Here is a 26,584-nt window from a genome sequence, read left to right on the forward strand (position 1 = left end):
GGTGGCGGCAGCACCGGAGGCGGCAGCACCGGCGGTGGCGGCGGCGGAGGCGGCGGCGGAGGCGGAAGCACCGGAGGCGGAGGCGGCAGCACCGGCGGCGCTCGCTAATCCGAACGTCAACGCAGGCAGCGGTCGCGGCGACGTTCCGCGACCGCTGCCTGCGTGAGCCCGGGGGCCGACCCGGCGAACGCGCGACGTCAGGCGAGGCAAAGTCATAGGGTGGGTATGCGCTGCGAAGACTGTAGAGGCCAGAAGGATCTAACGACCTGAAGGAGAATCATGTCGCGCCATCGCGTCGTCATCATCGGAAGCGGGTTCGGGGGGCTGAACGCGGCCAAAGCGCTCAAGCGTGCCGACGTCAGCGTCACCCTCATCTCGAAGACGACCACTTACCTGTTCCAGCCACTGCTGTATCAGGTGGCCACCGGCATCTTGTCCGAAGGCGAGATCGCGCCCGCCACCCGACTGATCCTGCGCAAACAGAAGAACGTCCAGGTGCTGCTGGGTGACGTCGACGGTATCGACCTGCGGGCCAACACGGTGACGTCGAAGTTGATGGGCATGGAGACCGTGACCCCGTTCGACAGCCTGATCGTGGCCTCCGGCGCCCAGCAGTCCTACTTCGGTAACGACGAGTTCGCGACCTACGCGCCCGGCATGAAAACGATCGACGATGCGCTGGAATTGCGCGGGCGAATCCTCGGTGCGTTCGATGCCGCCGAATTCACCGACGATCCGGTAGAGCGCCAGCGACGCCTGACGTTTGTCGTCGTCGGCGCGGGCCCCACCGGCGTAGAGGTCGCGGGGCAGATCAAGGAACTCGCCCACCGCACCCTGAAGGACGCGTTTCGGACCATCGAGCCGCGCGATTGCCGGGTGATCCTGCTTGACGCCGCGCCCGCGGTATTGCCCCCGATGGGCGAGAAGCTGGGACTCAAGGCGCAACACCGGCTGGAAAAGATGGGCGTCGAAGTCCAGCTGGACGCGATGGTCGATGACGTGGACTACATGGGCCTGACGATCAAGGAGAAGGACGGCACAAAGCGCCGCATCGAATGCGCCTGCAAGGTCTGGGCTGCCGGTGTCCAGGCCAGCTCGCTGGGCAAGATCATCGCCGACCAGTCCGACGGCACCGAGGTCGACCGTGCCGGACGGGTGGTCGTAGAACCCGACCTGACCGTCAAGGGTCACCCGAACGTCTTCGTCGTCGGTGACCTGATGTCTGTGCCCGGCGTACCCGGCATGGCACAGGGCGCGATTCAAGGCGCGCACTACGCCGCGACGTTGATCAAGCACATGGTCAAGGGCACCGACGATCCGGCAGCCCGCAAACCCTTCAGCTACTTCGACAAGGGCAGCATGGCCACGATCTCCCGATTCAGCGCCGTCGCACAGGTCGGCAAGCTGGAGTTCGGCGGCCTCATCGCCTGGCTGGCTTGGCTGGGGTTGCACCTCCTTTACCTTGTCGGATTCAAGAACCGGTTCACCACAGTGATCGCATGGTTCATCACCTTCTTGGGCGACGGAAGAGGCCAGATGGCCATCACCAGCCAGATGATGTACGCCCGGGTGGTCGCACAGAACTGGATGGAAGCGACGACGCAAGAAGCGACGGACCAAACCGAAAAGCAAGCGGCCGAGCAGAGAGCCGGCTAGCTCAGGGCTTGGTCGATATCGGCGAGCAGATCGTTGGTGTTTTCCAGGCCGACCGAGATACGCACCACGCCGTCACCAAGCCCGATCGCGGCGCGACCCTCGGGCCCCATGGCCCGGTGCGTCGTCGTAGCCGGGTGTGTGACAAGCGATTTGGCGTCGCCGAGGTTGTTCGAGATGTCGATCAGCTGCAGCTTGTCCAGCACCTCGAAAGCCCGGTCCTTCGCGGCACCGGCCGGCGCGTTGAGCTCGAAGGTGAGCACCGTCCCGCCGCCGGACATCTGACGCTTGGCCAGGTCGTACTGCGGGTGCGACGACAACCACGGGTAGCGCACCCAACTCACGGCCGGGTGGCCTTCCAGGAACTCCGCGATCCGGCTCGCCGAGGAGTTGCTGTACTCCACCCGAACCGCCATCGTCTCAAGGCCTTTCAATAACACCCAGGCGTTGAATGCGCTCATCGCTGGGCCGGTGTGCCGCATCAGTTTCTGCACCGGCCCGTCGATGTACTCCTGGTTGCCAAGGATGGCACCGCCCAGCACCCGGCCCTGGCCGTCGATGTGCTTAGTGCCGGAGTAGACCACCACGTCGACGCCGAGCGGAAAGCCTTGCTGCAGCAGAGGTGTGGCAAAGACATTGTCCAGCACCACTTTTGCACCCGCCGCATGAGACAGCTCGGTCACCGCGGCAATATCCACCAACGATTGCATCGGATTCGACGGCGTCTCGAAGAACACCGCCTGCGTGGGCACCGACAGCGCCTGCTCCCACTGGGCGAGGTCGTCGCCGTCGACGAACACTGTCTCGACGCCCCAGCGTGGCAGGATCTCGTTGCACACCACGAAGCACGAGCCGAACAGGCTGCGCGCCGCCACCAACCGATCGCCCGCGCCCAGCAGCGCGCCCAGCGAGGTGAAGACCGCGGCCATGCCGCTGGCCGTGGCGAACGCCGCCGGCGCGCCCTCGATCAGCCGCAGTCGTTCCTCGAACATTGACACGGTGGGATTGCCGTAGCGCGAGTAGACGAACCGGTCCAGATCGCCGGTGAACGACCGCTCGGCTTCGGCAGCCGACGGGTAGACGTAGCCGGAGGTCAAGAACATGCCCTCGGCAGTCTCTTCGAACTCGGACCTCAGGAGTCCGCCGCGCACACCAATGGTGGCTTGGCCGACGCCGTCAGGGAGTGCCTTCGGAGTGCGGACCGACGGCTTATCGGTCATTGCTGCTTCCAGGGCAATCCGACTGCCCGCCAACCGGTTTCACCCCGGTGGCCGAGTGCGTCGAGTTGCCCTTCGAAACCGTCCAGGATGTTGTAGGACGGCGCGATGCCCGCGTCGGTCGCGATCTCGGCGGCACCGATGGAGCGGTTTCCCGAGCGACAGAGAAAGACCACCGGGCCCGACTCCGTGGGGATCCGGTCCTTCAACTCAGCCAAAAAGTTCGCGTTGTGCTGCCCGTCCGACGTGTTCGATTCGATGAACACCGCATTGCGTCCAAGACTCGACAAATCGGGCACCCCGACGAATCGCCATTCGGCGTCGGTGCGCACGTCGACCAGGACAGCTTGGGGGTTGTCGCTCAGCAACTTCCATGCCTCAAGCGGCGTGATATCTCCTGCGTAGCTCATCCGCGTGAGTCTCGCACATTCAGTTCCTCCCCTGCGAACCTCACAGCTGGCGGCCCCGTGACACCGCGGTGGCCACCTCGCGGGCACGGTCTCGTGCGGCAGCCACGTCGGGTGCGGTCGCCAGGGCGATTCCCCGGCGCGGGCCGGGCCCCGGCTCGAACACGCGAAGGTCGCTTTCGCCGACGGCCAACGCCGCCGTCAACGCCTCGGCAGTGGGCGCCGGGTGAATCGTGCGGGCGGCGGCCGGTGAAATCATCAGGGCGTCCACCGGCAAACCCAGAATTGCCCGGGCCTGTAGTTCGACCGCCGAAAGCCGCTGGCTACGTAGGGTTACCCAGGCGCTCTGCGGCAGCACGGCGCTGACATCGGCGAAGTACACCTCGTCGCCATTGATCATCAATTCGACGGCGAAAACGCCGCGGCCGCCGAGCGCTTTGAGGATGCGGGCGGCGATCGACTTGGCGGCGTCGAGTGCGGCCGGGCTCATTTTCTGGGGCTGCCAGGATTCCAGCACCTCGGGCTCGGCGCGACGATGCCCGATCGGTGAGCAGAACTCGATCACCGGCCCGCCTGCGCCCTCGCTGCGGATTGCGAGCAGGGTGACGTAAAACTCGACCTCGACCTCCGTTTCGGCCAACACTCGCTGCTGCTCGGCTTGCCCGACCGCGCGCCGCCACGCGGGCTCGACGTCGTCGGGCCCGGAAACCACCGAACGCCCGGGCGTCTCGCCCAGCGACTCCACCAGCAGCGGATATCCGCCGTGTGCGGCCACCGCCTTGAGTTCGCCGACCGATCCGACGAACCAGAACGGCGCGGTGGGCAGGCCCAGCTGGTCGGCGGCCAGCCGGCGCAGGCCCTCCCGGTCGTTGGTCAGCCGGACGGTGCGGGCGTTGGGCACCAGTTCAACGGCTCCGTCGCTCTCGGATCGGGCAGCCAGCGCCTCGAGGGCGGCAACGGAGACCGCGCGGGTGGCGGTCACCACGAAGTCGGGTTGCAGCCGGTCGATCGCCCCTGCCAAATCGCCGGCCGTCGCGTCGGCGTGCTCCTCGACCTTCGCGCCGAGGCGCCGCAGCGCAATCGCCAGCTCCCGGCTGAACTCGCCGGAACCCAGCAACATCACCCGGGCCCCGTGAGAGGTCTCGCGCTGTCGTTCGGTCACGCCGTCAGTCACCAGCTAAGGATAGGTGCGTCGCGAGCGCGGCCGAGCGCCGATTACGGCTGACCGGGCAATAACCGCACCATAAGGCCGGTGCCTTCGGCCAGAACCACGTCGTCGCCGTCGACCAATTCGGCGGAGACGAACGCTTTGCGGCCCTCGGTGCTGGTGACCCGTCCACGCACCAGCAACGGAACGTCGATCGGGGTGACCTTGCGGTAGTCGACATGCAGGAAGGCAGTACGGCTGATGGGCCGATTCGCGGCATGGGAGATCATCCCGAACATGTGGTCAAACAGCAGCGGCAGCACACCGCCGTGCACCGCGTGATTGCCGCCGACATGAAAGCGGGTGAAATGGCCCGTCATTTCGACACCGTCGGGCTGATACCGCGTCAACACCCATGGCGGCAGCAGCAGGCTGCCCATGCCGGGCAGATCGGGCGTGCGGCCCGCGGGCGCGACGCCTTCATCGGCCTGGAACGGCCCCAGCAGCTCCACCAGCGACGCGGCCCGCTCGGCCGCGTCGTCCCAGACGTCGTCGGCGGGGTCGGCCGACACGGCGAGATCCTGCAGCCGGCGCATGGCCGCCACGAACCGGCCGAATCCCGGGCCCGGGGTGGCCGGGCCGTATTCCGGGAAGCCGCCGTGGTGTTCGTATTCGGGGTCGAGCTCTTTGGGATCAGGATCGGTCACCGGCGAGCCGCCAGGACGTCGCGGCGCACGATGGTCTGATCCCGTCCCGGCCCCACGCCGATGCATGAAACATGTGCTCCGGCAAGCTCTTCCAGACGCAACACGTAATCGCGCGCCTTGGCCGGCAAGTCGTCGAACTCCCGCGCGTCCGAGATGTCCTCCCACCAGCCGGGCAGCTCTTCGTAAATCGGTTCGGCCCGGTGCAGATCGCTCTGCGTCATCGGCATCTCGTTGGTCTGCGCGCCGCCGACCCGGTAGCCGACGCACACCGGCACGGTCTCCAGGCTGGACAGCACGTCGAGCTTGGTCAGGAAATAGTCGGTGATGCCGTTGACGCGGGTGGCATACCGTGCGATCACGGCATCGAACCAGCCGCAGCGACGCCGCCGCCCGGTGGTGACACCGAATTCGCCGCCGGTCTTGGACAGGTACTCGCCGCTCTCGTCGAACAACTCGGTCGGGAACGGGCCCGAGCCCACTCGGGTGGTGTAGGCCTTGAGAATTCCGAGCACGGTGGTGATCCGGGTCGGGCCGATGCCGGACCCGACGGCCGCCCCGCCCGCGGTCGGATTCGAGGACGTCACATAGGGATACGTGCCGTGGTCGACGTCGAGCAGCGTGCCCTGCGAGCCCTCCAGCAGCACGGTCTCGCCGGACTCCAGTGCGGTGTTGAGCAGCAGCCGAGTGTCGGCGATGCGATGCCGGAAACCTTCGGCCTGTTCCAGCAGGGCCTCGACCACCTGGTGCGGATCCAGCGCCTTGCGGTTGTAAATCTTGACCAGGATCTGGTTTTTGAGTTCCAGGGCGCCCTCGACCTTGTGCGTCAGCAGCTCCGGGTCGAGCACGTCGGCAACCCGGATTCCCTGGCGGGCGATCTTGTCCTGGTAGCAGGGCCCGATGCCACGGCCGGTGGTGCCGATCTTCTTGTTGCCCATGTAGCGCTCGGTCACCTTGTCGATGGCCACGTGGTAGGGCAACAACAGATGCGCGTCCGCGGAGATCAGCAGCTTGGAGGTGTCGACTCCGCGGACTTCCAGGCCCTTCAGCTCGTCGAGCAGCACGCCGGGATCGATCACCACGCCGTTGCCGATGACGTTGGTGACGCCGGGCGTCAGCACTCCCGAAGGGATCAGGTGAAGTGCGAAATTCTCCCCGGTCGGCAAGACGACGGTGTGCCCGGCGTTGTTGCCGCCCTGATAACGCACCACCCACTGCACACGCCCACCGAGCAGGTCAGTGGCCTTACCTTTGCCCTCGTCGCCCCATTGGGCGCCGATAAGGACGATTGCCGGCATGACATGCTCCCGCCTGGTCTCGCCTGCTTATTGTGGTCCAGCCGGGGACCAACGATAACCCAGCAGGTCGCGAGGAGCTCATGAATATCGCCGCGGACACGGCCAGCGTGGCGGTGTTGTGGTTCGGCGCGCGCCGACTGCCTGGTCCGCTGGACGGCCTGCCGACGCATAAAGCCGAAGGTGCGGCCGACGCTGCCGCCATCGACGCCGCGATCGGGCCCTACCGACGGCTGGTCGTCCTCGGCGACGACGCCGAGCTGGCGGCCGTGCTGAGCAGGCTGCTGCGCGCCGAGCGACTCGACGTCGAAGTGGCCTACGTGCCGGACCGCCGCACCCGGGCGACGCGGATCTATCGCTTACCGGCGGGACGGCGGGCGGCGCGGCGTGCGCGGCGCGGCACACCCCAGCGAGTCACCCTGGTGCGCGACGAGACCGGCGCGGTGATTGTCGGGCGGGCCGGCTGGCTGCCGCCGGCGGGCCAACAACGCATGCACGGCGAGGCCGTCGTCGACGACGCGCAGCTCTTCGACGGCGACGTCACCGGCGCCTACATCGAGCCCACCCTGGCCGTGCCGGGCCTGCGGGCCTCGCTGCGCACCCGCTGGCGCCGGTGGATGGCCGGTCGCGCCGTGCAGCTGGGCAGCACCGGCGTCGTGGTGATCCGGGACGGCGTCGCCGCGGCGCGCCCCGCCCGGCGATCGACCTTCTACCGTCACGTCGAAGGTTGGCTGCTGGTCCGGTAGCTTCGACCGGTGGACTCACACGGGCACGCATCGGTGCGACCCAGCCCAATCTTCTTGGCATTGGTCGCATTGACGGCCGTTGGCGGCGTGGTGGCCTGGCTGGCCGGCGCGACCGTGCGACCGATGGCGTATGCCGGGGTCTTCATCTTCGTGATCTCCGGCTGGCTGGTTTCGTTGTGCCTGCACGAATTCGGCCACGCGGCGACCGCCTGGCGCTTCGGCGACCACGACGAGGCAGTGCGCGGCTACCTGACCCTGGACCCGCGGCGCTACGCCCATCCCGGGCTCTCGCTGCTGCTGCCGATGGTGTTTATCGCGCTGGGCGGCATCGGCTTGCCCGGCGCCGCGGTCTATGTGCGCACCTGGTTCATGACGCCGATGCGACGAACCCTGGTCAGTCTGGCCGGTCCGGCGGCCAACCTGCTGCTAGCGGTGCTGTTGCTGGCCCTGGCCCGGCTGTTCTTCGACCCGGAGCACTGGGTGCTCTGGGCCGGCGTGGCGTTTCTGGGTTTCCTGCAGATCATGGCGGTGGTGCTGAACCTGCTGCCCATCCCCGGCCTGGACGGCTATGACGCCCTGGAGCCGCATCTGAGCCCCGAGACGCAGCGTGCGGTGGCGCCGGCCAAGCAGTACGGCGTGTTCATTCTGCTGTTCCTGCTTTTGGCGCCGGCGATCAATCAGTGGCTGTTCGCGGTCGTGGACTGGTTCTTCGACTTCTCCGGGGTGCCGCATCTGCTGGCCACCGCCGGCAACTCGCTGACCCGCTTCTGGAGCCGCTGGTTCTAATCCTTGCTATATATGCGGTTACGCGCATATATTGATCGGCATGGGCGCCGGACACAGTCACACCCCCGCCGAGGCCGACGCGTCTCGGATGATCCCCCGCATGATCATGGCCGCCGGGATCTTGGCGACGTTCTTCGTCATCGAACTGACCACCTCGCTATTGATCAATTCCCTTGCGCTGCTGGCCGATGCCGGGCACATGCTGACCGACGTGGTCGCGGTGTTCATGGGGCTGGCGGCCGTGATGCTGGCCAAGCGCGGCAGCACCTCCCCGGATCGCACCTACGGCTGGCACCGCGCCGAGGTCTTCACCGCGGTCGCCAACGCGGTGTTGCTGGTCGGGGTGGCAGCGTTCATCCTCTACGAGGCAATCGAGCGGCTCGGCACGGGAGCGTCGGTCCCCGGTACGCCGATGATCGTGGTGGCGCTGGCCGGGCTGGTCGCCAACTTCGCCGTGGCGATGCTGCTGCGGGCAGACTCCGAGGGCAGCCTGGCCGTCAAGGGCGCGTACATGGAAGTCGTCGCCGACACCGTTGGCAGCCTGGGCGTACTGATCGCCGGAATCGTGACGGTCACGACGCACTGGCCCTACGCCGACATAGTGGTCGCCGTACTGGTAGCGCTCTGGGTGCTGCCCCGCGCGTTCTCACTGGCTCGCGCGGCGCTGCGGATCCTGTCCGAGACCTCGCCGGCCCACATCGACGTCGAGGAGCTGCGGTCGGCCCTGGGCGCCGTCAACGGCGTGGCCGAAGTGCACGACCTGCACGTGTGGACGCTGTCGCCGGGCAAGGACATGTGCACCGTGCACCTGATCAGCTCCAGCGACTCGACCCGCGTGCTCAGTGACGCCCGTGAAGTGCTGCACGTCCGCGGGCTCGAGCACGCCACCGTGCAGGTCGAGGACCGCAACAGCGACTGCTAGAGACCGAGCTCTTTGCGTGCCGCAGGGTCGCAGTCGTCGAGCAGGTCCAAGCAGCGGTTCAGCTCGTCGGTCTCGCCGATCGTGTCGGCGGCCTTGGCCAGTACCGCCACACAGCGCAGGAAGCCACGATTGGGCTCGTGCGCAAGGGCACCGGCCCGAAGCCCTTCCAGCCATTGCGGCGCAACTGGTCCAGCCCGCGGTGGTAGCCGGTCCGGGCGTACGCGTAGGCCGTGATGGCCCGGTCGTCGGCCAGCGCCTCCTCGGCGAGGGCCGCCCAGGCCACCGACGCCGACGGATGTGCCGCGGCGACGATGCCCGGATTCTCGTTGGCCAGCAGTTCGGCTTCGGCTTCGATGTCGCCGGGCAGCAGGATTGGATCAGGTCCCAGGAGATCACCCATCGGTGTCATAGTTCCATTCTGCCGTCCCGCCGCGGGTCGCTAAGCTCCAACTCATGCCTAACCCACCAGAGCCCGGCCGCGAACACGGGGTCGACCCTGCTGGCGACGCGGAATCCGAGCAGGTCGACGAGGCAACCGAGGCCTATCCACTGCTGCCGTCGGATCCTGAAACTGAGACCGTGGTCATCAACCCCGATCCGGACAACCAGCTCGAGGGCGACCCGGCAGGGCAGCAGCACGAGCGCCGCTTCACCGCGCCCGGCTTCGACGCGAAAGAAACGGCGATCATCCACACCACTGCGGAGCCCGCGACGGAAGTCTTTTCGACGCCGCCCGGGCAGCCAGGGCCGACGGGACAGCCGGGGCAGCCGGGGCAGCCGGCATTTCCTACGAAACCTGCTGTGCCACAATCGATCCCGGGACGGGACGGCAGCAAGCCGCGATCCGGAGCCAGGAGCTTCAACTGGGGCTGGGTGCTGGCGATCACCGTGATCGTGTTGGCGCTCGCCGCGATCGCCATCCTGGGCACCGTGTTGCTGACCCGCGGAAAGCACTCACACGTCTCGCAGGAAGACATGGTCCGCCAGACCATCAACTCCTTCGACAACGCGGTGCAGCGCGGTGACCTGACTCTGCTGCGCGGTATCACCTGCGGCGCCACCCGCGACGGTTACGTCGATTACGACGAGCACGCGTGGACCGAGACCTACCAACGGGTTTCGGCGGCCAAGCAGTATCCCGTGATCGCCAGCATCGACCAGATCGTCGTCAACGGGCAGCACGCCGAGGCCAACATCACGACTTTCATGGCCTTCGACCCGCAAGTCCGCTCCACACGCAGCCTCGACCTGCAGTACCGCGACGATCAGTGGAAGATCTGCCAGTCCCCCAGCGGCTAGCTGCTCACTGACTTTCCGGCGCAGTGCAGGTCGTTGCAGGCCTCGATCACGCGCTCGGTCATCGACGCCTCGGCCTTCTTGAGGTAGCTGCGCGGGTCGTAGACCTTCTTGCTGCCCACCTCGCCGTCGATCTTGAGCACGCCGTCGTAGTTGGCGAACATGTGGCCGGCCAGCGGTCGGGTGAACGCGTACTGGGTGTCGGTGTCGACGTTCATCTTCACTACGCCGTAGCGCAGCGCTTCCTCGATCTCGGATTTCAGCGAACCCGATCCGCCGTGGAAAACGAAGTCGAACGGCTTGGACCCGTCGGGCAGGCCGAGCTTGGCCGACGCCGCCTTCTGGCCCTCGTCGAGGATGTCTGGGCGCAGCTTGACGTTGCCGGGCTTGTAGACGCCGTGCACGTTGCCGAACGTCGCGGCGAGCAGGTACTGACCGTGCTCACCGTGACCCAGCGCCTCGACGGTCTTCTCGAAGTCCTCCGGCGTGGTGTACAGCTTGTCGTTGATCTCGTGGGCGACGCCGTCCTCCTCGCCGCCGACCACGCCGATCTCGATCTCCAGGATGATCTTGGCGGCAGCGGCCTGCTTGAGCAGCTCTTGGGCGATCACGAGGTTCTCATCGATCGGCACGGCCGACCCGTCCCACATGTGCGACTGGAACAGCGGGTCCTTACCCGCCGCTACGCGCTTGGCCGAGATGTCCAGCAGCGGGCGTACGTAGGTGTCCAGCTTGTCCTTGGGGCAGTGGTCGGTGTGCAGCGCGACGTTGATCGGGTACTCGGCCGCGATGTGGCGAGTGAACTTGGCCAGCGCGACCGCGCCGGTGACCATGTCCTTGACCCCGAGGCCGGAGGCAAACTCGGCGCCACCGGTGGAGAACTGGATGATGCCGTCGCTGCCGGCGTCGGCGAAACCCTTGATGGCGGCGTTGACGGTCTCCGACGAGGTGCAGTTGATGGCCGGGAAGGCGTACGCGTTCTCTTTCGCGCGCGCCAGCATCTCGGCATAGACCTCGGGGGTTGCGATGGGCATGAATTCCTCCTGAAGACTTCAGTTGCCTCAGTATCGCAACCCGACGTTGGCGGCGGGCAGCCACCTCGGGGCCGGTATGTTGAGGCACCATGAGCACCGCCGTGACGGCCTTGCCCGACATCATCGACCCGATGTTCTGGATTGGCCCCCAGGGCTTGTTCGCCTCCGCGGTGTTGCCGACCATCCTGGTCATCGTCTTCGTCGAGACCGGTCTGCTGTTTCCGCTGCTGCCCGGCGAATCGCTGCTTTTCACCGGGGGCCTGCTGGCCGCCCACGGAACGCTGAACATCTGGGTACTGGCGCCTGCCGTCGCGGTAGTCGCGGTGCTGGGCGACCAAACCGGGTATTTCATCGGCCGCCGGATCGGGCCGGCGCTGTTCAAGAAGGAAGATTCCCGGTTCTTCAAGCAGCATTACGTGACCGATTCGCACGCCTTCTTCGAGAAGTACGGACCCGCGGCGATCATCCTGGCCCGCTTCATGCCGTTCATCCGGACGTTTACGCCGGTCGTCGCCGGGGTGTCCTACATGCGCTATCCGGTGTTCCTGGGCTTCGACATCGTCGGCGGCGTGCTGTGGGGCGGCGGCGTGACGGTTGCCGGCTACTTCCTGGGCAACGTGCCGTTCGTGCACCAGAATCTGGAAAAGATCATCCTGGTCATCCTGTTCGTCTCGCTACTGCCGGCACTTATCGCCGCCACGCGGGGCTACCTGGCGCGACGGCGCGCCAACAAGGAGGGTTCAGGCGGTTCAGGCCACGACGAAATCGCAACCGGTCTTGGCACGGACGTCGGCGACCGTCACCCCGGGATGTAGCTCCGTCAGGGTGAGGCCGCGTTGCGGGTCGACGTCGAACACGCACAGGTCGGTGATGATCATGTCCACCACACCTTTTCCGGTCAGCGGCAGCGTGCATTGCTTGAGAATTTTCGGGCTGCCGTCCTTGGCGGTGTGATCCATTACGACGATCACCCGCTTGACACCCGACACCAGGTCCATCGCACCGCCCGGGCCCTTGACCATCTTGCCCGGCACCATCCAGTTGGCCAGGTCACCGTTCTCGGCCACCTCCAGGCCGCCGAGGATGGACAGGTCAATGTGGCCGCCGCGGATCATCGCGAAGGAATCAGCGCTGCTGAAGAAGCTGGAACCGCTGATCGTGGTGATGGTCTGTTTACCGGCGTTGACGAGGTCGGGGTCCACGTGATCCTCAGCCGGGTATGCCCCGATTCCCAGCAGGCCGTTCTCTGATTGCAGCGTCACGTTGATGTCGTCGGGGATGTAATTGGCCACCAGCGTCGGAATGCCGATTCCCAGGTTCACGTAGTAGCCGTCGCGCAGTTCTCGGGCAGCGCGCTTGGCCATGATCTCGCGGATCGGGCTGTCGTTCTTGGTCGCGGCGCCGCCGGCCGTAGTGCGGAATTCGATCCGCTTCTCGTAGCTGGGTCCCTGGATGATGCGGTCCACATAGATGCCGGGGGTGTGGATGTCGTCGGGATCCAACTCGCCAACCTCGACCAGCTGCTCTACTTCGGCAACGGTCACCTTGCCGCAGGTGGCGATCATCGGGTTGAAGTTGCGCGCCGTCCGCCGGTAGACCAGGTTGCCTGCCTTGTCGCCCTTCCACGCCTTGACGATCGCGACATCGGCGTGGATGCCTTCCTCCAGCACATATTCGATGCCGTCGAAAACTCGCATGTCCTTGCCTTCGGCGAGTTGGGTGCCAAAGGCGGTGCGCGTGTAGAAGCCCGGAATCCCCGCGCCGCCGGCGCGTAACTTCTCGGCCAGCGTGCCTTGCGGGGTAAGCACTAGGTCCAGTTCGCCGGCCAGCACCTGGCGTTCGAATTCCTTGTTTTCTCCTACGTAGGAGGCAATGACTTTCTTGACCTGCCGACCCTTGAGCAACAGCCCCATGCCGAAATCGTCGACACCGGCGTTGTTTCCGACGATCGTCAGGTCTTTGACGCCACTGTCGACCAGCGCCTGAATCAGGTTCTCCGGAATGCCGCACAGGCCGAATCCGCCTGCGGCAATGGTGATTCCGTCCTTCAGCAGGTCACGCAGAGCCGACTCGGCGTCAGGACGGACCTTGGTGCTGGAAGGGGTCATCGAGCGCTCCTTATCAATACTGGACGGCGGTGACGTTACAGGCGGCCTCCATCAGCATCCACCCCGACAGCTGCACCGACAGATCCCGTTCGGGAGTCTCCGAAGCGTTCACCGCGCCCTCGACGAACTGCGCCTGCGCACCGCCCGTCGTCGGCAGCTCCGCGTCGCGGTCCCAGAACGCGCCGAACAACGGCGGCCCGTCCACCGTCTGCCGGTAATCCCACGCCGATTTCGCGCTGGACAGCACGATCGTGCGCGCGGTGTCACGGGCCACCGCGTCGTCGGCGGAGTCACCGGGTAGTGAGGTGGCGACCAGCGCGAGGTAGCGGGCGGTGATGCCGGCGAACAACCCGCCGTCGCCGCCACCGGAACCCTTCAGCACACCGGCCGGCGCCATATGTTCGTTGACGGCAGCGACCAGGCGATACACGCGCCGGGCGTGTGTTGCCCGGGCTTCGGCGCCGGTGCGGGCGGCCAGCTCGGTTTCCAGCCCGAGCACCACGCCCTGGCAGTAGGTGTACTGCGCGCGGACCAGCGAGCCAGCCTTGATGCCGTCGAATACCAGGTGCGTCTCGGGGTCGATCAGGGTGCGATCGATCCAGTCCCCCATTTGTCCTGCTCGCTTCAGGTGGTCGCCATAACGGGCCAGGAAAATCCCCGCCGGACCGTTCCCCGGGGCGTTGAAGAACTGGTCTTGCTTACGCCACGGGATACCGCCGCCGTCTTCGGGCACCCATGCCTTGACGAACTGATCGGCCAGCTTGGGCAGAGCTCGGCTGCGCTCAACGCCGGCGATCCGGGCGGCGCGTTCCAGGGCGATCGCCAGCCATGCCATGTCGTCGTAATAGCTGTTGGTCCAGCGGAAGTTGTTGCGCAGCCGGTGTGAGCGGACCTGGCGGTTGATCTCGGTGTGCCGGTGCGGCTGTGGGTCGCGCAGCTGCGCGTCGACCAGGCAATCCAGCAGATGCGCCTGCCACCAGTAGTGCCAAGTGCCGAACAACCTGTCCCGCCGCGTCGCCGGCCAGGCCACCACTCCCAGCTGGGTTCCCGGCAAGGCCCACAGCCGCTTCAGGTGTCGTTGCGCGACAGCGGCTTCGGAGCTGGCTGCCCGGTTGGCCCATAGCTGATCCATACCTGCCGATCCTGCCTCATGCGCATTGGCGGTGCTGTGGGCGTCGGGTGTGTACTTAGGGACTTGAGTGTGCACTCACGGCGGCCCGGATCGGCGTGTCGTCGCCGGGACCGCACACTCGACGTAACGGACCCGGCACCGGCCACGTTGACCTGCTGGTGACCCAAAGGTGTCCTACTGTGAAATATGCGCTACCGGCACTCCATTTCGGGGACGACCTACGCCTTTGACGGCCTGGTCGACGTGATGGCGAAGGCAACGCCGCTGCGCTCCGGTGACCAGCTGGCCGGTTGCGCCGCCGATTCCGACGCCGAACGGGCCGCGGCGGCGTGGGTACTGGCCGACATACCGCTGACGACATTTCTCAACGACGTGGTCGTGCCGTATGAGACAGATGAGGTCACCCGGCTGATCATCGACAGCCACGACCGCGAGGCGTTCGGCCCGATCGCGCACTTGACCGTCGGTGGCTTTCGCGACTGGCTCCTGGATACGGCATCGCTCGACGACAGCGCGGCGTGGATCACCGCCGTCTCCCCGGGACTCACCCCGGAGATGGTCGCCGCGGTGTCAAAGATCATGCGCAACCAGGACTTGATCCTGGTTGCCGCCGCCGCGACGACTACCGCGGCCTTCCGAACCACGATCGGATTGCCCGGCACGCTTGCCACCCGGCTGCAACCCAACCACCCCACCGATGACCCGCGCGGCATAGCCGCGGCGATGCTCGACGGCCTGCTGATGGGCTGCGGTGACGCGGTGATCGGCATCAACCCGGCGACCGACTCGCCGCACGCGGCGTCGGATCTGCTGCACCTGCTCGACGACATTCGCCAACGGTTCGCCATCCCCGTGCAGTCGTGCGTGCTGTGCCACGTCACGACGACGATGGAGCTGATCGAGCGGGGCGCGCCCGTCGACCTGGTTTTCCAGTCCATCGCGGGCACCGAGGGCGCCAATACCGGCTTCGGCACCTCGATCACGATGTTGACCGAGGCCAACGAGGCGGCCCGATCGCTGCACCGCGGCACGGTCGGCGACAACGTCATGTATCTGGAGACCGGACAGGGTTCGGCGCTGTCGGCCGGTGCCCACCTCGGCATGGGTAACAAGCCGGTCGATCAGCAGACGCTCGAGGCGCGCTGCTACGCGGTAGCCCGGGCACTACAACCGCTGTTGATCAACACCGTGGTCGGATTCATCGGGCCCGAGTACCTCTACGACGGCAAGCAGATCATCCGCGCCGGGCTCGAAGACAACTTCTGCGGGAAACTGCTCGGCCTGCCGATGGGTGTCGACGTGTGCTACACCAACCACGCCGAAGCCGACCAGGACGATATGGACACGCTGCTGACGCTGCTGGGCGTGGCGGGTACCGCGTTCGTGATCGCCGTTCCCGGCGCCGACGACATCATGCTCGGCTATCAAAGCCTGTCCTTGCACGACGCGCTGTACGTGCGAAAAGCGTTGGGGCTGCGACCAGCACCTGAATTCGCGACGTGGCTGGCCAGCCTGGGTATGGCCGATGCCGACGGCCGGATCCTTCCCGTCGACCTCGCGACGTCGCCGCTGCGAGCATTGGCGGCCGGCTGATGAGCACTGCGAATCTGCCGTCAGACTGCGATATTTGGGCGCCGCTACGAGCGACCACGCAGGCACGCATCGGGCTCGGACGTGCGGGAAACTCGTTGCCCACCAATCGGATTCTGGAATTCCAGGCAGCCCACGCCGCGGCGCGCGATGCCGTCCATGACCCACTCGACGTCGACGACCTCATCGAGCAGCTGCATCACATCGGCATCGACCAGCCGCTGCGGGTACACAGCCGGGCGACCTCGCGCAGCGAGTACCTGCGGCGGCCTGACCTCGGTCGCAGCCCCGCTGACCTGTCGGACTTACCAAAAACTAAGGCGGACATCGGCTTTGTCCTCGCCGACGGATTGTCACCCCGCGCGCTGACCGACCATGGCGTGGGCTTGGTCGACGCGCTGGTCCGCGAATTCGGCGGCCGCTACCGAATGGCACCGCTGGTCATCGCCACCCAGGCGCGCGTGGCGCTCGGGGATCATATCGGTCAATCACTTGGCGTCACAACAGTTCTAGTGCTTATCGGCGAACGCCCGGGACTCTCGGTCGCCGACAGCCTGGGTATCTATCTCACGCATCGTCCGGTGCCGGGGCTCACCGACGCCGACCGCAACTGCATCTCCAACATCCATCCGCCCGACGGCCTGGACTACCCCACGGCCGCGGGCGTCGCCGCCGCGCTCGTCGCCGGAGCCCGCGAGCTCGGTCGTTCCGGCGTCGCCCTCAAAGACGCCTCCCGAGGATTGGCTGTGCGCCAACAGATTTGAGTGTGCGCCGTCGGCGGCCTCGGCCAGCGTGTCGCCGCCCTGGGTGCACACTCAATGCCAAGGATGCACACTGGCCAATGCCTGCAGCAGTTCGCGCAGCCCGGTCAGCGAGTGTGCCGGCAGAAACAGATCGCAGTACGGCAGGGCCGCGGCCATCGACCCCGCCAGCGGTTGGAATTCACCGTGTGCCGCTCGGGGATTGAGCCACACTAGCCGATCGGCACGGCGACGCAGCCGGACCATCGCGTGCTCCAGCGCGTCGGGCGGATCGCTGTCCCAGCCGTCCGAGGCGATGATCACCACGGCGCCGCGCAGCGCGTTGCCATGCGGCGGGGCGAGCAGCGCGCCCAGGCTGCGGCCGATGAAGGTGCCGCCGTAGCGGTCGGTGACCTTGGCGTTGGCCCGCTGCAGCGCCACCTCGGCCGATCGGTGCGAGAGCACCGAGGTGAGCCGGGTCAGCGACGTCGAGAACGCGAACACCTCGGGACGAGTTCCGCCCTGGCGCAACACCGCCCGCATCAGATGCAGATAGACCGCGGCGTAGGGCTGCATCGAGCGGCTGACATCGCAGACAAGCACGATCCGCCGCGGCCGGCGGCGCGGCCGGGTTCGCGCCAGCACCATCGATTCCCAGCCGGTCGAGCGCGACGCGTTCATGGTGGCCCGCAGGTCGATTCGCTTGCCGCCAGGGCTCGGCTCGAATCGCAGGCTGCGGCGCCGCGGCCAGCGCGCGACGGTCGCTTCCAGCCAGATGCCGAGCAGGCGGAGGTCTTCGGGATCGAATCGGTCGAACGATTCGTCCGCCAGCGCCGCGATGCGGCTGGGCAGCACGTCCGGCACTAGCAGACTCGAGCCTGCCGTCTGCTCCGCCGCGGCGATGCTCCGCGTCACCCAGGGCAGCTTTTGGGTGGAACCGGATCCGCTACCGCCCGAGCGCAGCGTGCCGGCAGCCGGCGTTTTGGGTCCCGGCAACGGCAGCGCCGTCTCGGGCGCCGTGGTGCCGTCGGGTTCGGCGGCACCGAACACCGTCGCGAATACCGCATCGAAGGCGCCCAGATCCTCCATCCGATTGACCAACGTCAGCCGGGCCGCCCAGTACAGCGCAGATATGTTGTCCGGCATCAGCTTTCGCAGCGCTTCCACGAAGCTGGCCGGGCCACTGGCGGACACCAATACCCCAACGCTGCGCAGACGAGCGACCAGCGCTGTCGCCAGCGCCGCCCGATCGACGCCCCGCAACAGCAATGGGGTGGCCACAAGCCGCTAACGCCGTCGCAGCAGCACCCAGATCAGCACCAGCGCGGCCAGCGCTGCCAGCGCCGGGGCGGCGTATTTCTTGAGTTGGTCGCCGCCGGCGAGCTGCAGCAGATCGATGGGTTCGGGTTCGGAAACGGGTGCTTGCCGGGTTCCCGGGACCGGATTCACCGGCCACGCGGGAATGGGCTCCTCCGCTGCCGCTTCGGCAGGGGCTCGGTCGCCGTTCTTCTCAGCGGCCAACTTGGCCTCCAGCGATTCGACGAACTGCCCCAACAATTTCTCCGAGACCTGCTGCAACATGCCGCTGCCGAACTGGGCCAGTTTGCCGACGATCTTGAGATCGGTGTCGACGCTGACGGTGGTCTGCTCCCCGTTTGCCTGCAGCTGCGCGGTGACCGTGGCGGCCGCATTGCCGGTGCCACGCGCTTCCTTGCCCTTGCCATCGATGACCGCGCGATACTCATCGCTGTCCTGTTCGACGAAACGCACCTTGCCGCTGAATTCGCTTGTCACCGGGCCAACCTTGACCTTGACCTTGCCGAGATACTCCTCGCCTTCATGGCCGATCAGCTGGGCTCCCGGCATCAACGGGATCACCTGCTCCAGGTCGCACAGCACGTCCCAGGCTTGTTGGATGGGCGCGCTTACGGTGAACTGGTTGGCGATTTTCATGCTGCGGGTCCTCTCAGGTGCGGCTGTACTCGGTGAACGCGTCGCGAATCTGCGTACGGTCGTCGGGCGTCTTGGCCAGCGCCCCCAGGCTCATGACGGCGGAATCGTCGACGAGGTTCGCGACGCCGAGCGACACCAGGGCGGCGACCCAGTCGATGGTCTCGGCCACACCGGGCGGCTTGTCAAGGTCGAGATCGCGTGCGCTGCCGACGAACTGGGTGGCCTGCTCGATCAGCGGGGCGGCCGCACCGGGCACCGTTCGCCGAACGATAGCCGCGGCACGGGATGGCTCAGGATAGTCGATCCAGTGGTACAGGCAACGCCGCCGCAGCGCATCGTGCAGGTCGCGGCTGCGGTTGGAGGTGAGCACCGCGATCGGCGGCCGCTCGGCGACGAAGGTGCCCAGCTCCGGGACGGTCACCGCGGACTCGCCGAGGAACTCCAGCAGCAGAGCTTCGAATTCGTCATCAGCGCGGTCGATTTCGTCGATCAGCAGCACCGGGGGCGCCGGTCCGCGGTGCCGAACGCACTGCAGGATGGGCCGGTCGACCAGATAGGCCTCGGTGTAGAGGTCCGCTTCCTCGATGCCCGTACCACGGGCCTCGGCCAGCCGGATGGACAGCAGCTGGCGTTGATAGTTCCAGTCGTAGAGCGCCTCGTTCGCGGTCAGGCCCTCGTAGCACTGCAACCGCACCATGCTGGTTTTCAACACGGCCGCAAGGGTTTTCGCTGCCGTGGTCTTGCCCACTCCCGGCTCCCCCTCGAGCAGCAGCGGCCTGCCGAGCGTGACGGCCAGATAAATCGCGGACGCGGTCCCGGTGTCGAGCAGGTAGTCCTTTGCGTCGAACTGGCGCACTACCTCGTCGGGGCCGGCGAACACTTCCGGTGTCATGTGCCGGCGTTTTCGGCGGCGAATGCCGATCGGCATCCCGGGCAACAGAACCAGTAATCGGTGCCGGCCAGTTCCAGATGCTCGGTAGTGAGCCCGATCGGCACCGTCATGCCACACACCGGGTCGACGGCTTCGGCCGGGCCGTCGTTCAGCGGGACGGACAGCCGGGCCAGGCTGCCGTCGCGCACGGCGGCGATCAGCTCGGCCGCGATCGACACCGCGATCTCCGCGGGCGTCTTCGCGCCGATGCGCAATCCGACCGGCGTGTGGATGCAGGCTCGCTCGTCCTCGGAGAGTTCGAGGTCGTTCAGGATTGAGGCCCCGCGCACTCTGCTGGCCACCAGGCCGATATACCCGACGCCGTTGTCCAGCGCGGCGCGGATGATTTCGGCCTCCGGCCCACCGTGGCTGGCGATCACCACGGCGGAGGTGTCGGACAAGTCGGTGTCACGCCGGGCGTCGTAGCCGAGCACCCGGCACACCTCGATCAGCGCGTCGGCGATCGGCGTCGCGCCGTAGATCCGGATCAGCGGCGCCGGCAGCTGCGGTGTCAGGAAGATCTCCAGCGACCCGCCGGACAAGCACGGGTTGACCACCACGCTGGCTCCGGAGGCCTCCGGGAAATGCACGTCGCCGTCGGGCAGCACGCGCAGCAGCACACTCTCGCCCGCCTGCAGCACACCCAGCGCCGCCTTGCGAACCGAGTTCTGCGCGCACTGCCCGCCGACGAACCCCTCAATTGTTCCGTCCGGCAATAAGATTGCCTCATCACCCGGAAACGCCGACGTGGGCGGCTGGGCACGCACCACCGTGGCATGCACAAAGGGTGTGCGCGCCGCCAACAGTTGCTGAGCCCGCTCGCTGATCGTCGACATCGGCAAGGCCCCTAGATCGGCGGTCTCGCGCGGCCCTGCATGGCCTCCCAGACCCGCGAGGGCGTCAGCGGCATGTCAGCGTGCCGAACCCCGAACGGCGCCAACGCATCCACCACCGCATTGACCACCGCGGGTGGCGAGCCGACCGTTGCCGATTCGCCGATGCCCTTGGCGCCGATCGGGTGATGTGGCGACGGCGTCACGGTGTGTCCGGTTTCCAGATGCGGCACCTCGACCGCGGTCGGAATCAGGTAGTCCATCAACGATCCGCCGAGGCAGTTGCCTTCCTCGTCGAAGGCGATCATCTCCATCAACGCCATTCCGATACCGTCGACGATCCCGCCGTGCACCTGGCCCTCGATGATCATCGGGTTGATCTGAGTACCGCAGTCGTCCACCGCGAGGAAGCGCCGCACCTTGACCACTGCGGTGCCCGGATCGATGTCCACCACACAGAAGTACGCGCCGTACGGGTAGGTCAGGTTCTCCGGGTTGTAGCAGATCTGGGCGTCCAGACCACCCTCGATGCCGTCGGGCAGATCACCGGCGCCGTGCGCGCGCATCGCGATGTCGGCAATGGTGACCGCTGCGGACGGATCGCCCTTGACATGGAATCTGCCTTTCTCCCAATCCAAGTCGGCCACCGAGACTTCGAGCATGCCCGACGCGATGATCTTCGCCTTGTCGCGGACCTTGCGGGCCACCAGTGCCGCCGCCGCCCCGGACACCGGCGTGGACCGGCTTCCGTAAGTACCCAGCCCGAACGGCGTCTGGTCGGTGTCGCCGTGCACCACATCGATGTCGTCGGGCGGAATGCCCAACTCCTCGGCGACGATCTGGGCGAACGTCGTCTCATGGCCCTGGCCTTGGGTCTGCACCGAAAGCCGCACCACGGCTTTGCCGGTCGGGTGCACCCGCAGCTCGCAGCCGTCGGCCATGCCGAGGCCGAGGATGTCCATGTCCTTGCGAGGGCCGGCGCCGACGGCCTCGGTGAAGAACGACATGCCAATGCCCATCAGCTCGCCGCGCTCGCGCTTCTCGGTCTGCTCGGCGCGCAGCACGTCATAGCCGATCATGTCCATGGCCTTGCGCATGGTGGTCTCGTAGTCACCCGAGTCATACACCCAGCCGGTCTTACTGCGATACGGGAACTGATCGGGCCGCAGCAAGTTTCGCAGCCGCAGCTCAGCCGGATCCATCTTCAGGTCGAATGCCAGGCAATCGACCAGCCGCTCAACGAAATACACCGCCTCGGTAATCCGGAACGAACACGCGTAAGCCACCCCGCCGGGCGCCTTGTTGGTGTACACCGCCGTCATGTGGCAATAGGCGGCTTCGATGTCGTAGCTGCCGGTGAACACCCCGAAAAAGCCCGCCGGATACTTCACCGGCGCCGCCGTGCCGTTGAATGCGCCGTGGTCGGCCAGCACGGTAGACCGGATCGCCAGGATCTTGCCGTCGTTGCGGGCCGCGATCTCGCCGACCATGATGTAGTCACGCGCGAAGCCGGTGGAGGTCAGGTTCTCGCTGCGGTCCTCCATCCACTTCACCGGCTTGCCCAGTAGCAGCGAGCCGACGATCGCGCAGACGTAACCGGGGTAGATCGGCACCTTGTTGCCGAATCCCCCGCCGATGTCGGGCGAGATCACCTGGATCTTGTGCTCGGGCAGACCGGCGACCAACGCGTAGGGCGTGCGATGTGCGTGCGGTGCCTGGCTCGTGGACCACAGCGTCAACTTGCCTGTCACCGGATCCAGATCCGCTACCGCACCACAGGTTTCCATCGGCGCCGGGTGTACCCGGGGATAGACGATCTCCTGCGTGACCACCACGTCGGCCTTCGCGAAGGCGGCATCAGTGGCGGCCGCATCGCCGGTCTCCCAGTCGAAGCAGTGGTTGTCGGTCTTGCCCTCCAAGTCGGTGCGGATCACGGCCGCGGACGGATCGAGCGCCGTGCGCACATCCACGACCGGGTCCAGCGGGTCGTAGTCGACGTCGATCAGCTCCAACGCGTCACGGGCCGAATACCGGTCCTCGGCGACGACGAATGCCACCTCCTGACCTTGGAAGCGAACCTTGTCGGTGGCCAGTACGGCCTGCACGTCGTTGGACAGCGTCGGCATCCAGGCCAGGCCCTTGGCGGCCAGGTCGGCGCCGGTCACCACCGCCTTAACCTTCGGATGTGCTTGCGCGGCAGTCACATCGATGCTGACGATGGTGGCGTGTGCGTACGGCGAACGCAGGATCGCCAGGTGCAGCATGCCCGGCAGCGCGATGTCGTCAACGTAGCGGCCCCGGCCGCGGATGAACCGGGGATCTTCCTTGCGCATCATCCGGCCATAGCCGCACGGCTTTTGGTCGTTGTCGGCCAGGTCTTCCGGTGACGGCGGGCGAGATTCGATGGTGGTCATGACCCGGCCTGCACTGGAGCTGTGTGCGATGCGGCCCACTGAATGGAGCGCACGATCGTGGTGTATCCGGTGCATCGGCAGATCTGCCCCGAGATCGCTTCCCGGATGGTGTCCTCGTCGGGGTTCGGGTCGCTGTCCAGCAGGGCGCGGGCGGTGATCATCATTCCCGGTGTGCAGAAGCCGCATTGCAGCCCGTGGCAACGCATGAAGCCCTCCTGCACGGGGTCCAGCTCGCCGTTCACCGCGAGCCCCTCGACGGTCCGCACACTGTGGCCCGACGCCATCACGGCCAGCATCGTGCAGGATTTCACCGGCACGCCGTCGACGTCGACCACACAGGTTCCACAGTTGCTGGTATCGCAACCCCAGTGGGTTCCGGTAAGCCGCAGATGATCACGCAGAAAGTGCACGAGCAGCATCCGGGGCTCGACGTCGGCACTGACCTGGTCGCCGTTGACGGTCATATTCACCTGCATGGCTAATTCCCTTCTGCCCGTACTCGTTCGGCGGCGGTGCGCAAGGTCCGGGTAGTCAGTTCGGCGGCCAGATGCCGCTTGTACTCGGCGGTGCCGCGAACATCGGTCACCGGGTCGCAGGCTTGCGAGGCCCGTTGACCCGCGTCGGCGAAGACCTCCTCGGTGGCGGCCTGCCCGGCCAGTCCTGCGGCGACTTCAGCCAGTGCTGCCTGGTCGACGTTGACGGCGGTCAGGCCGAGGCGCGCCGCGACGATCGCTGTACCGTCGAGCGTGAGCGCGGACCCCGCCGCCGCTACAGCCCAGTCACCAACCCGCCGCTCCACTTTCGCGTAGGCACTGGACGTGTTGTGCCGCAAAGGTATCCGCACCTCGACGAGCATCTCGTTGAAGGCGAGCGCGGTTTCGTACGGCCCGACGATGAAGTCGTCGATCGGTATTTCGCGTTCACCCGAGGGTCCGCGGGCCAGGCACACCGCGTCCAGCGCCTCACACACGGTCGACAGATCCTCGGCCGGGTCCGCTTGACACAGCGAGCCGCCCAGGGTGCCGCGGTTGCGGACCACGGGGTCGGCGATCACCCGTTCGGCGTCACGGAAGATCGGGCACACCGCGGCCAAGGTGTCGGACTCCAGCAGCTCGCGGTGACGGGTCATGGCGCCGATCCGGACCAGGGTCGGGTCGGTGATCACGTACCCGAGTTCGAGGGCCAGGTCGTTGATGTCGACGAGGTATTCGGGGTTCGCGATGCGCAGCTTCATCATCGGCAGCAGGCTGTGGCCGCCGGCGACTACTCGCGCCCCCTCCCCCAGCCGATCCAGCAATCCGATCGCATGGTCGACACTGGTTGCACGTTCATATTCAAAGGGCCCGGGTACCTGCATGTGGCGCACCTCACTCGCAAAGGGAACCTCAGTGTCGGCCGCGCTGACAGGGGCGTCAATAGCGAGTTAAGTGATCGTTGAAGTCGCCTCGAAGTCGCCTGTGACCACCTGATCTGCCGCGTCATGGTGGATCCGGCCAAGCAGCTGGGCCAGCGGCAAACCTCCGCCGCCCCACCGTCTGGCGATGATGTCGGCCGCGATCGAGACCGCGGTCTCCTGCGGTGTCCGGGCCCCGAGGTCCAGCCCGATCGGGCTGGCGAGCCGGCTCAGTTCGGCCTCGGTCAGCCCGGCCGCCCGCAGCCGCGCCGTCCGGTCGTCGTGCGTGCGACGCGAGCCCATCGCCCCCACATACCCGACCTGCGGCAGCCGCAGCGCTACTTCGAGCACCGGCACATCGAACTTCGGATCGTGGGTGAGCACGCAGATCACGGTGCTGTCGTCGATGGCACCCGTCTCCGCCTGGGCGGCGAGGTAGCGGTGCGGCCAATCGACGACGACGTGCTCGGCCGCCGGAAATCGGGCCCGCGTAGCGAACACGGAGCGTGCGTCGCAGACCGTGACGCGGTAGCCGAGGAAGGCGCCCTGCTCCGCGAGGGCGGTGGCAAAGTCGATGGCGCCGAACACCAGCATCCGCGGCTGCGGGGCGTAGCAGGATACGAAGACCTCCATGCCTTCACCCAGCCGTTGCCCGTCGGGCCCGTATTTGAGCACCTCGCTGCGCCCCACCGCGAGTAGACCGCGGGCATCGTCGGCGACGGCAGCGTCGGCCCGCTCCGATCCCAGCGATCCCGCCGTCGCATCACGACGAACGACGAGGCGCCGGCCGATCCACTGCGCGTCGGGGTGGGCGACGATGGTCGCGACCGCAACGGGACGTTGCGCGTCGATGTCGTCGGCGATCGCGCCGAGTTCGGGAAAGGTTGTCTGCGACATCGCCTCGACGAAGATGTCGATGACACCGCCGCATGTCAGGCCGACCGCGAACGCGTCGCCGTCGCTGACTCCATAGCGTTCCAGCCGCGGTGTTCCGGTCTGCGTCACCTCGGTGGCAGCTTGGTAGACAGCGCCTTCCACGCAGCCACCCGACACCGACCCGCTGACGGACCCGTCCGGCGCGACCACCATCGAGGCTCCGGGCAGTCTCGGCGCCGACTGGAAGGTTCGCACTACCGTCCCCAGTCCGGCGGTACCGCCAGCACGCCAAATCGACATCAACTCGGCAAGCACGTCACGCACACTTCCCAAAGTAGGCTCATAACATGACTCCGGCTCAACTTCGGGCCTATTCCGCGGTGGTTCGGTTGGGCTCGGTGCGAGCCGCCGCCGCCGAACTTGGCGTTTCCGACGCCGGGGTCTCGATGCATGTCGCGGCGCTGCGCAAGGAACTCGACGACCCGTTGTTCACCAGAACCGGTGCGGGGCTGGCGTTCACACCCGGCGGGCTGCGGCTGGCCAGCCGCGCGGTTGAAATTCTGGGTCTGCAGCAACAAACCGCGATCGAGGTCACCGAGGCGGCGCATGGGCGGCGGCTGCTGCGGATCGCGGCGTCCACGGCGTTCGCCGAACACGCCGCGCCCGGTCTGATCGAGTTGTTCTCGTCGCGGGCCGACGACCTTTCGGTGGAGTTGAGCGTGCATCCGACGAGCCGATTCCGGGAGCTGATCGCCTCGCGCGCAGTCGACATCGCGATCGGCCCGGCAAGTGAGAGCTCGGCGGCTGCCGACGAGTCGATCTTTATGCGGCCCTTCCTGAAATATCAGATCATTACGGTGGTCGCGCCGAATAGCCCACTGGTAAACGGTATTCCGACGCCGGGATTGTTGCGCCAGCAACAATGGATGCTCGGGCCGTCGGCGGGCAGCGTAGACGGCGAGATCGCAACCATGCTGCGCGGCTTGGCAATTCCGGAATCCCAGCAGCGAATCTTTCAGAGCGATGCGGCCGCGCTCGAGGAGGTGCAGCGGGTCGGCGGTGTCGCGCTGACAATCGGTTTCGCGGTCGCCAAAGATCTCGCTGCCGCGAGGCTGGTGCACGTGAACGGTCCGGGCCTGGACCGGTCGGGTGAGTGGTGCGCCACGACACTGGCGCCGTCGGCGCGTCAGCCGGCGGTGTCCGAGCTGGTCCGCATCATCACCACCCCGCGATGTATCCAGGCGATGATCCGGGGGTCTGGCGTCGGGGTGACGCGGTTTCGCCCGAAGGTTCACGTCACGCTGTGGAGCTAGGCAGCGGGCCCTGGCCATTGAGTGCGCCTTGGCGGCGCCCTGACCGCACACTCAACGCCAAGGACGCACACTCGACGTCGTGAAGCGGCGTTAG

The 26,584-nt window shown here is 66.8% G+C and carries 24 protein-coding genes and 2 pseudogenes; 9 read left to right on the forward strand and 17 right to left on the reverse strand.

All coding sequences use genetic code 11. From position 1 onward, the window contains the following. The first annotated feature begins 279 nt into the window (after positions 1-279). Positions 280-1,656: an NAD(P)/FAD-dependent oxidoreductase gene (locus H7K34_RS21500; protein ID WP_264064054.1), complete on the forward strand. Its 1,377-nt coding sequence runs from the start codon at positions 280-282 to the stop codon at positions 1,654-1,656. Here H7K34_RS21500 and H7K34_RS21505 read toward each other — a convergent pair. From H7K34_RS21505 to H7K34_RS21525, 5 genes are all read right to left on the reverse strand, one after another. Then, a complete protein-coding gene (locus H7K34_RS21505; protein WP_264064055.1) occupies positions 1,653-2,873 on the reverse strand; it encodes an O-succinylhomoserine sulfhydrylase in 1,221 nt (406 codons plus the stop codon). The genes H7K34_RS21500 and H7K34_RS21505 overlap by 4 nt on opposite strands. Next, entirely contained in the window at positions 2,870-3,280 is a 411-nt protein-coding gene (locus H7K34_RS21510; protein WP_264064057.1) for a rhodanese-like domain-containing protein, read from the reverse strand. The genes H7K34_RS21505 and H7K34_RS21510 overlap by 4 nt, the downstream gene beginning before the upstream one ends. Before the next feature lie 40 nt (positions 3,281-3,320). Beyond that, the gene (locus H7K34_RS21515) at positions 3,321-4,397 is read right to left on the reverse strand and encodes an ATP-grasp domain-containing protein (protein WP_264064825.1); all 1,077 of its coding nucleotides are present in this window, start codon (positions 4,395-4,397) and stop codon (positions 3,321-3,323) included. Between the two features lie 95 nt (positions 4,398-4,492). Further along, a complete protein-coding gene (locus H7K34_RS21520; RefSeq protein WP_264064058.1) occupies positions 4,493-5,131 on the reverse strand; it encodes a PaaI family thioesterase in 639 nt (212 codons plus the stop codon). Then, complete coding sequence (locus H7K34_RS21525; RefSeq protein WP_264064059.1) at positions 5,128-6,426, reverse strand: adenylosuccinate synthase; 1,299 nt, start codon at positions 6,424-6,426, stop codon at positions 5,128-5,130. The genes H7K34_RS21520 and H7K34_RS21525 overlap by 4 nt, the downstream gene beginning before the upstream one ends. An 80-nt stretch (positions 6,427-6,506) precedes the next feature. Between H7K34_RS21525 and H7K34_RS21530 the strand changes: the two genes are divergently transcribed. The 3 genes from H7K34_RS21530 to H7K34_RS21540 are packed head-to-tail and all read left to right on the forward strand — an operon-like array spanning position 6,507 to position 8,877. Next, complete coding sequence (locus H7K34_RS21530; RefSeq protein WP_264064060.1) at positions 6,507-7,169, forward strand: peptidase M50; 663 nt, start codon at positions 6,507-6,509, stop codon at positions 7,167-7,169. A 9-nt stretch (positions 7,170-7,178) separates the two neighbouring features. Next, positions 7,179-7,955 carry a site-2 protease family protein gene (locus H7K34_RS21535; protein ID WP_264064061.1) on the forward strand — a complete coding sequence of 259 codons (777 nt, stop codon included), beginning with the start codon at positions 7,179-7,181 and terminating at the stop codon, positions 7,953-7,955. 40 nt (positions 7,956-7,995) lie between these two features. Then, entirely contained in the window at positions 7,996-8,877 is an 882-nt protein-coding gene (locus H7K34_RS21540; RefSeq protein ID WP_264064062.1) for a cation diffusion facilitator family transporter, read from the forward strand. Here the strand turns inward: H7K34_RS21540 and H7K34_RS21545 are convergent. Further along, a pseudogene (locus H7K34_RS21545) lies at positions 8,874-9,286 on the reverse strand (DUF3151 domain-containing protein). The gene H7K34_RS21540 and the pseudogene H7K34_RS21545 sit on opposite strands and share 4 nt — an antisense overlap. A gap of 44 nt (positions 9,287-9,330) precedes the next feature. On the opposite strand from H7K34_RS21545, the gene H7K34_RS21550 reads away from it, so the two are divergent. Further along, complete coding sequence (locus H7K34_RS21550; protein WP_264064063.1) at positions 9,331-10,176, forward strand: Rv0361 family membrane protein; 846 nt, start codon at positions 9,331-9,333, stop codon at positions 10,174-10,176. Here the strand turns inward: H7K34_RS21550 and fbaA are convergent. Beyond that, positions 10,173-11,207, reverse strand: coding sequence for a class II fructose-bisphosphate aldolase (fbaA, locus tag H7K34_RS21555; protein WP_264064064.1), 1,035 nt, complete (start codon positions 11,205-11,207; stop codon positions 10,173-10,175). The two genes, H7K34_RS21550 and fbaA, sit on opposite strands and share 4 nt — an antisense overlap. Before the next feature lie 89 nt (positions 11,208-11,296). On the opposite strand from fbaA, the gene H7K34_RS21560 reads away from it, so the two are divergent. Next, positions 11,297-12,022, forward strand: a complete 726-nt coding sequence (locus H7K34_RS21560; protein WP_264064065.1) for a DedA family protein — start codon at positions 11,297-11,299, stop codon at positions 12,020-12,022. On the opposite strand, the gene H7K34_RS26675 is transcribed toward H7K34_RS21560, so the two are convergent. Further along, a complete protein-coding gene (locus H7K34_RS26675; protein ID WP_272896327.1) occupies positions 11,957-13,315 on the reverse strand; it encodes a 3-oxoacid CoA-transferase in 1,359 nt (452 codons plus the stop codon). The genes H7K34_RS21560 and H7K34_RS26675 overlap by 66 nt on opposite strands. 13 nt (positions 13,316-13,328) lie before the next feature. Beyond that, a complete protein-coding gene (locus H7K34_RS21575; protein WP_264064066.1) occupies positions 13,329-14,447 on the reverse strand; it encodes a glycoside hydrolase family 76 protein in 1,119 nt (372 codons plus the stop codon). Between the two features lie 186 nt (positions 14,448-14,633). On the opposite strand from H7K34_RS21575, the gene H7K34_RS21580 reads away from it, so the two are divergent. Beyond that, positions 14,634-16,040, forward strand: a complete 1,407-nt coding sequence (locus H7K34_RS21580) for an ethanolamine ammonia-lyase subunit EutB (protein WP_264064067.1) — start codon at positions 14,634-14,636, stop codon at positions 16,038-16,040. Next, a complete protein-coding gene (gene eutC, locus H7K34_RS21585; RefSeq protein ID WP_264064068.1) occupies positions 16,040-16,801 on the forward strand; it encodes an ethanolamine ammonia-lyase subunit EutC in 762 nt (253 codons plus the stop codon). The genes H7K34_RS21580 and eutC overlap by 1 nt, the downstream gene beginning before the upstream one ends. 51 nt (positions 16,802-16,852) lie before the next feature. Here the strand turns inward: eutC and H7K34_RS21590 are convergent, their stop codons facing one another. From H7K34_RS21590 to H7K34_RS21625, 8 genes and pseudogenes are all read right to left on the reverse strand, one after another. Continuing rightward, positions 16,853-18,058, reverse strand: coding sequence for a vWA domain-containing protein (locus H7K34_RS21590; RefSeq protein ID WP_264064069.1), 1,206 nt, complete (start codon positions 18,056-18,058; stop codon positions 16,853-16,855). A 6-nt stretch (positions 18,059-18,064) separates the two neighbouring features. Next, a complete protein-coding gene (locus tag H7K34_RS21595; RefSeq protein WP_264064070.1) occupies positions 18,065-18,730 on the reverse strand; it encodes an SRPBCC family protein in 666 nt (221 codons plus the stop codon). A gap of 13 nt (positions 18,731-18,743) precedes the next feature. Next, a complete protein-coding gene (locus tag H7K34_RS21600; protein ID WP_264064071.1) occupies positions 18,744-19,622 on the reverse strand; it encodes an AAA family ATPase in 879 nt (292 codons plus the stop codon). 176 nt (positions 19,623-19,798) lie between these two features. Further along, a pseudogene (locus tag H7K34_RS21605) lies at positions 19,799-20,497 on the reverse strand (XdhC family protein); the annotation flags it as partial. Between the two features lie 11 nt (positions 20,498-20,508). Continuing rightward, positions 20,509-22,908, reverse strand: a complete 2,400-nt coding sequence (locus H7K34_RS21610) for an aerobic carbon-monoxide dehydrogenase large subunit (RefSeq protein ID WP_264064072.1) — start codon at positions 22,906-22,908, stop codon at positions 20,509-20,511. Then, complete coding sequence (locus tag H7K34_RS21615) at positions 22,905-23,384, reverse strand: (2Fe-2S)-binding protein (protein WP_264064073.1); 480 nt, start codon at positions 23,382-23,384, stop codon at positions 22,905-22,907. The genes H7K34_RS21610 and H7K34_RS21615 overlap by 4 nt, the downstream gene beginning before the upstream one ends. A gap of 2 nt (positions 23,385-23,386) precedes the next feature. Beyond that, entirely contained in the window at positions 23,387-24,265 is an 879-nt protein-coding gene (locus H7K34_RS21620) for an FAD binding domain-containing protein (protein ID WP_264064074.1), read from the reverse strand. A 66-nt stretch (positions 24,266-24,331) separates the two neighbouring features. After that, positions 24,332-25,501, reverse strand: coding sequence for an XdhC family protein (locus H7K34_RS21625; protein WP_264064075.1), 1,170 nt, complete (start codon positions 25,499-25,501; stop codon positions 24,332-24,334). 23 nt (positions 25,502-25,524) lie between these two features. On the opposite strand from H7K34_RS21625, the gene H7K34_RS21630 reads away from it, so the two are divergent. Then, a complete protein-coding gene (locus tag H7K34_RS21630; protein WP_264064076.1) occupies positions 25,525-26,490 on the forward strand; it encodes a LysR family transcriptional regulator in 966 nt (321 codons plus the stop codon). Positions 26,491-26,584: the final 94 nt, after the last annotated feature.

Source organism: Mycobacterium montefiorense, from assembly GCF_025823255.1.
Classification (GTDB): Bacteria; Actinomycetota; Actinomycetes; order Mycobacteriales; family Mycobacteriaceae; genus Mycobacterium; species Mycobacterium montefiorense.

What these genes read in the sequence shown, in the direction of transcription:
- H7K34_RS21500 (WP_264064054.1), top strand. Translation starts at nt 280, where the DNA reads ATGTCGCGCCATCGCGTCGTCATCATCGGAAGCGGGTTCGGGGGGCTG.
- H7K34_RS21505 (WP_264064055.1), bottom strand. Translation starts at nt 2,873, where the DNA reads ATGACCGATAAGCCGTCGGTCCGCACTCCGAAGGCACTCCCTGACGGC.
- H7K34_RS21510 (WP_264064057.1), bottom strand. Translation starts at nt 3,280, where the DNA reads ATGAGCTACGCAGGAGATATCACGCCGCTTGAGGCATGGAAGTTGCTG.
- H7K34_RS21515 (WP_264064825.1), bottom strand. Translation starts at nt 4,397, where the DNA reads ATGTTGCTGGGTTCCGGCGAGTTCAGCCGGGAGCTGGCGATTGCGCTG.
- H7K34_RS21525 (WP_264064059.1), bottom strand. Translation starts at nt 6,426, where the DNA reads ATGCCGGCAATCGTCCTTATCGGCGCCCAATGGGGCGACGAGGGCAAA.
- H7K34_RS21530 (WP_264064060.1), top strand. Translation starts at nt 6,507, where the DNA reads ATGAATATCGCCGCGGACACGGCCAGCGTGGCGGTGTTGTGGTTCGGC.
- H7K34_RS21540 (WP_264064062.1), top strand. Translation starts at nt 7,996, where the DNA reads ATGGGCGCCGGACACAGTCACACCCCCGCCGAGGCCGACGCGTCTCGG.
- H7K34_RS21550 (WP_264064063.1), top strand. Translation starts at nt 9,331, where the DNA reads ATGCCTAACCCACCAGAGCCCGGCCGCGAACACGGGGTCGACCCTGCT.
- fbaA (WP_264064064.1), bottom strand. Translation starts at nt 11,207, where the DNA reads ATGCCCATCGCAACCCCCGAGGTCTATGCCGAGATGCTGGCGCGCGCG.
- H7K34_RS21560 (WP_264064065.1), top strand. Translation starts at nt 11,297, where the DNA reads ATGAGCACCGCCGTGACGGCCTTGCCCGACATCATCGACCCGATGTTC.
- H7K34_RS26675 (WP_272896327.1), bottom strand. Translation starts at nt 13,315, where the DNA reads ATGACCCCTTCCAGCACCAAGGTCCGTCCTGACGCCGAGTCGGCTCTG.
- H7K34_RS21575 (WP_264064066.1), bottom strand. Translation starts at nt 14,447, where the DNA reads ATGGATCAGCTATGGGCCAACCGGGCAGCCAGCTCCGAAGCCGCTGTC.
- H7K34_RS21580 (WP_264064067.1), top strand. Translation starts at nt 14,634, where the DNA reads ATGCGCTACCGGCACTCCATTTCGGGGACGACCTACGCCTTTGACGGC.
- eutC (WP_264064068.1), top strand. Translation starts at nt 16,040, where the DNA reads ATGAGCACTGCGAATCTGCCGTCAGACTGCGATATTTGGGCGCCGCTA.
- H7K34_RS21595 (WP_264064070.1), bottom strand. Translation starts at nt 18,730, where the DNA reads ATGAAAATCGCCAACCAGTTCACCGTAAGCGCGCCCATCCAACAAGCC.
- H7K34_RS21600 (WP_264064071.1), bottom strand. Translation starts at nt 19,622, where the DNA reads ATGACACCGGAAGTGTTCGCCGGCCCCGACGAGGTAGTGCGCCAGTTC.
- H7K34_RS21610 (WP_264064072.1), bottom strand. Translation starts at nt 22,908, where the DNA reads ATGACCACCATCGAATCTCGCCCGCCGTCACCGGAAGACCTGGCCGAC.
- H7K34_RS21615 (WP_264064073.1), bottom strand. Translation starts at nt 23,384, where the DNA reads ATGCAGGTGAATATGACCGTCAACGGCGACCAGGTCAGTGCCGACGTC.
- H7K34_RS21620 (WP_264064074.1), bottom strand. Translation starts at nt 24,265, where the DNA reads ATGCAGGTACCCGGGCCCTTTGAATATGAACGTGCAACCAGTGTCGAC.
- H7K34_RS21630 (WP_264064076.1), top strand. Translation starts at nt 25,525, where the DNA reads ATGACTCCGGCTCAACTTCGGGCCTATTCCGCGGTGGTTCGGTTGGGC.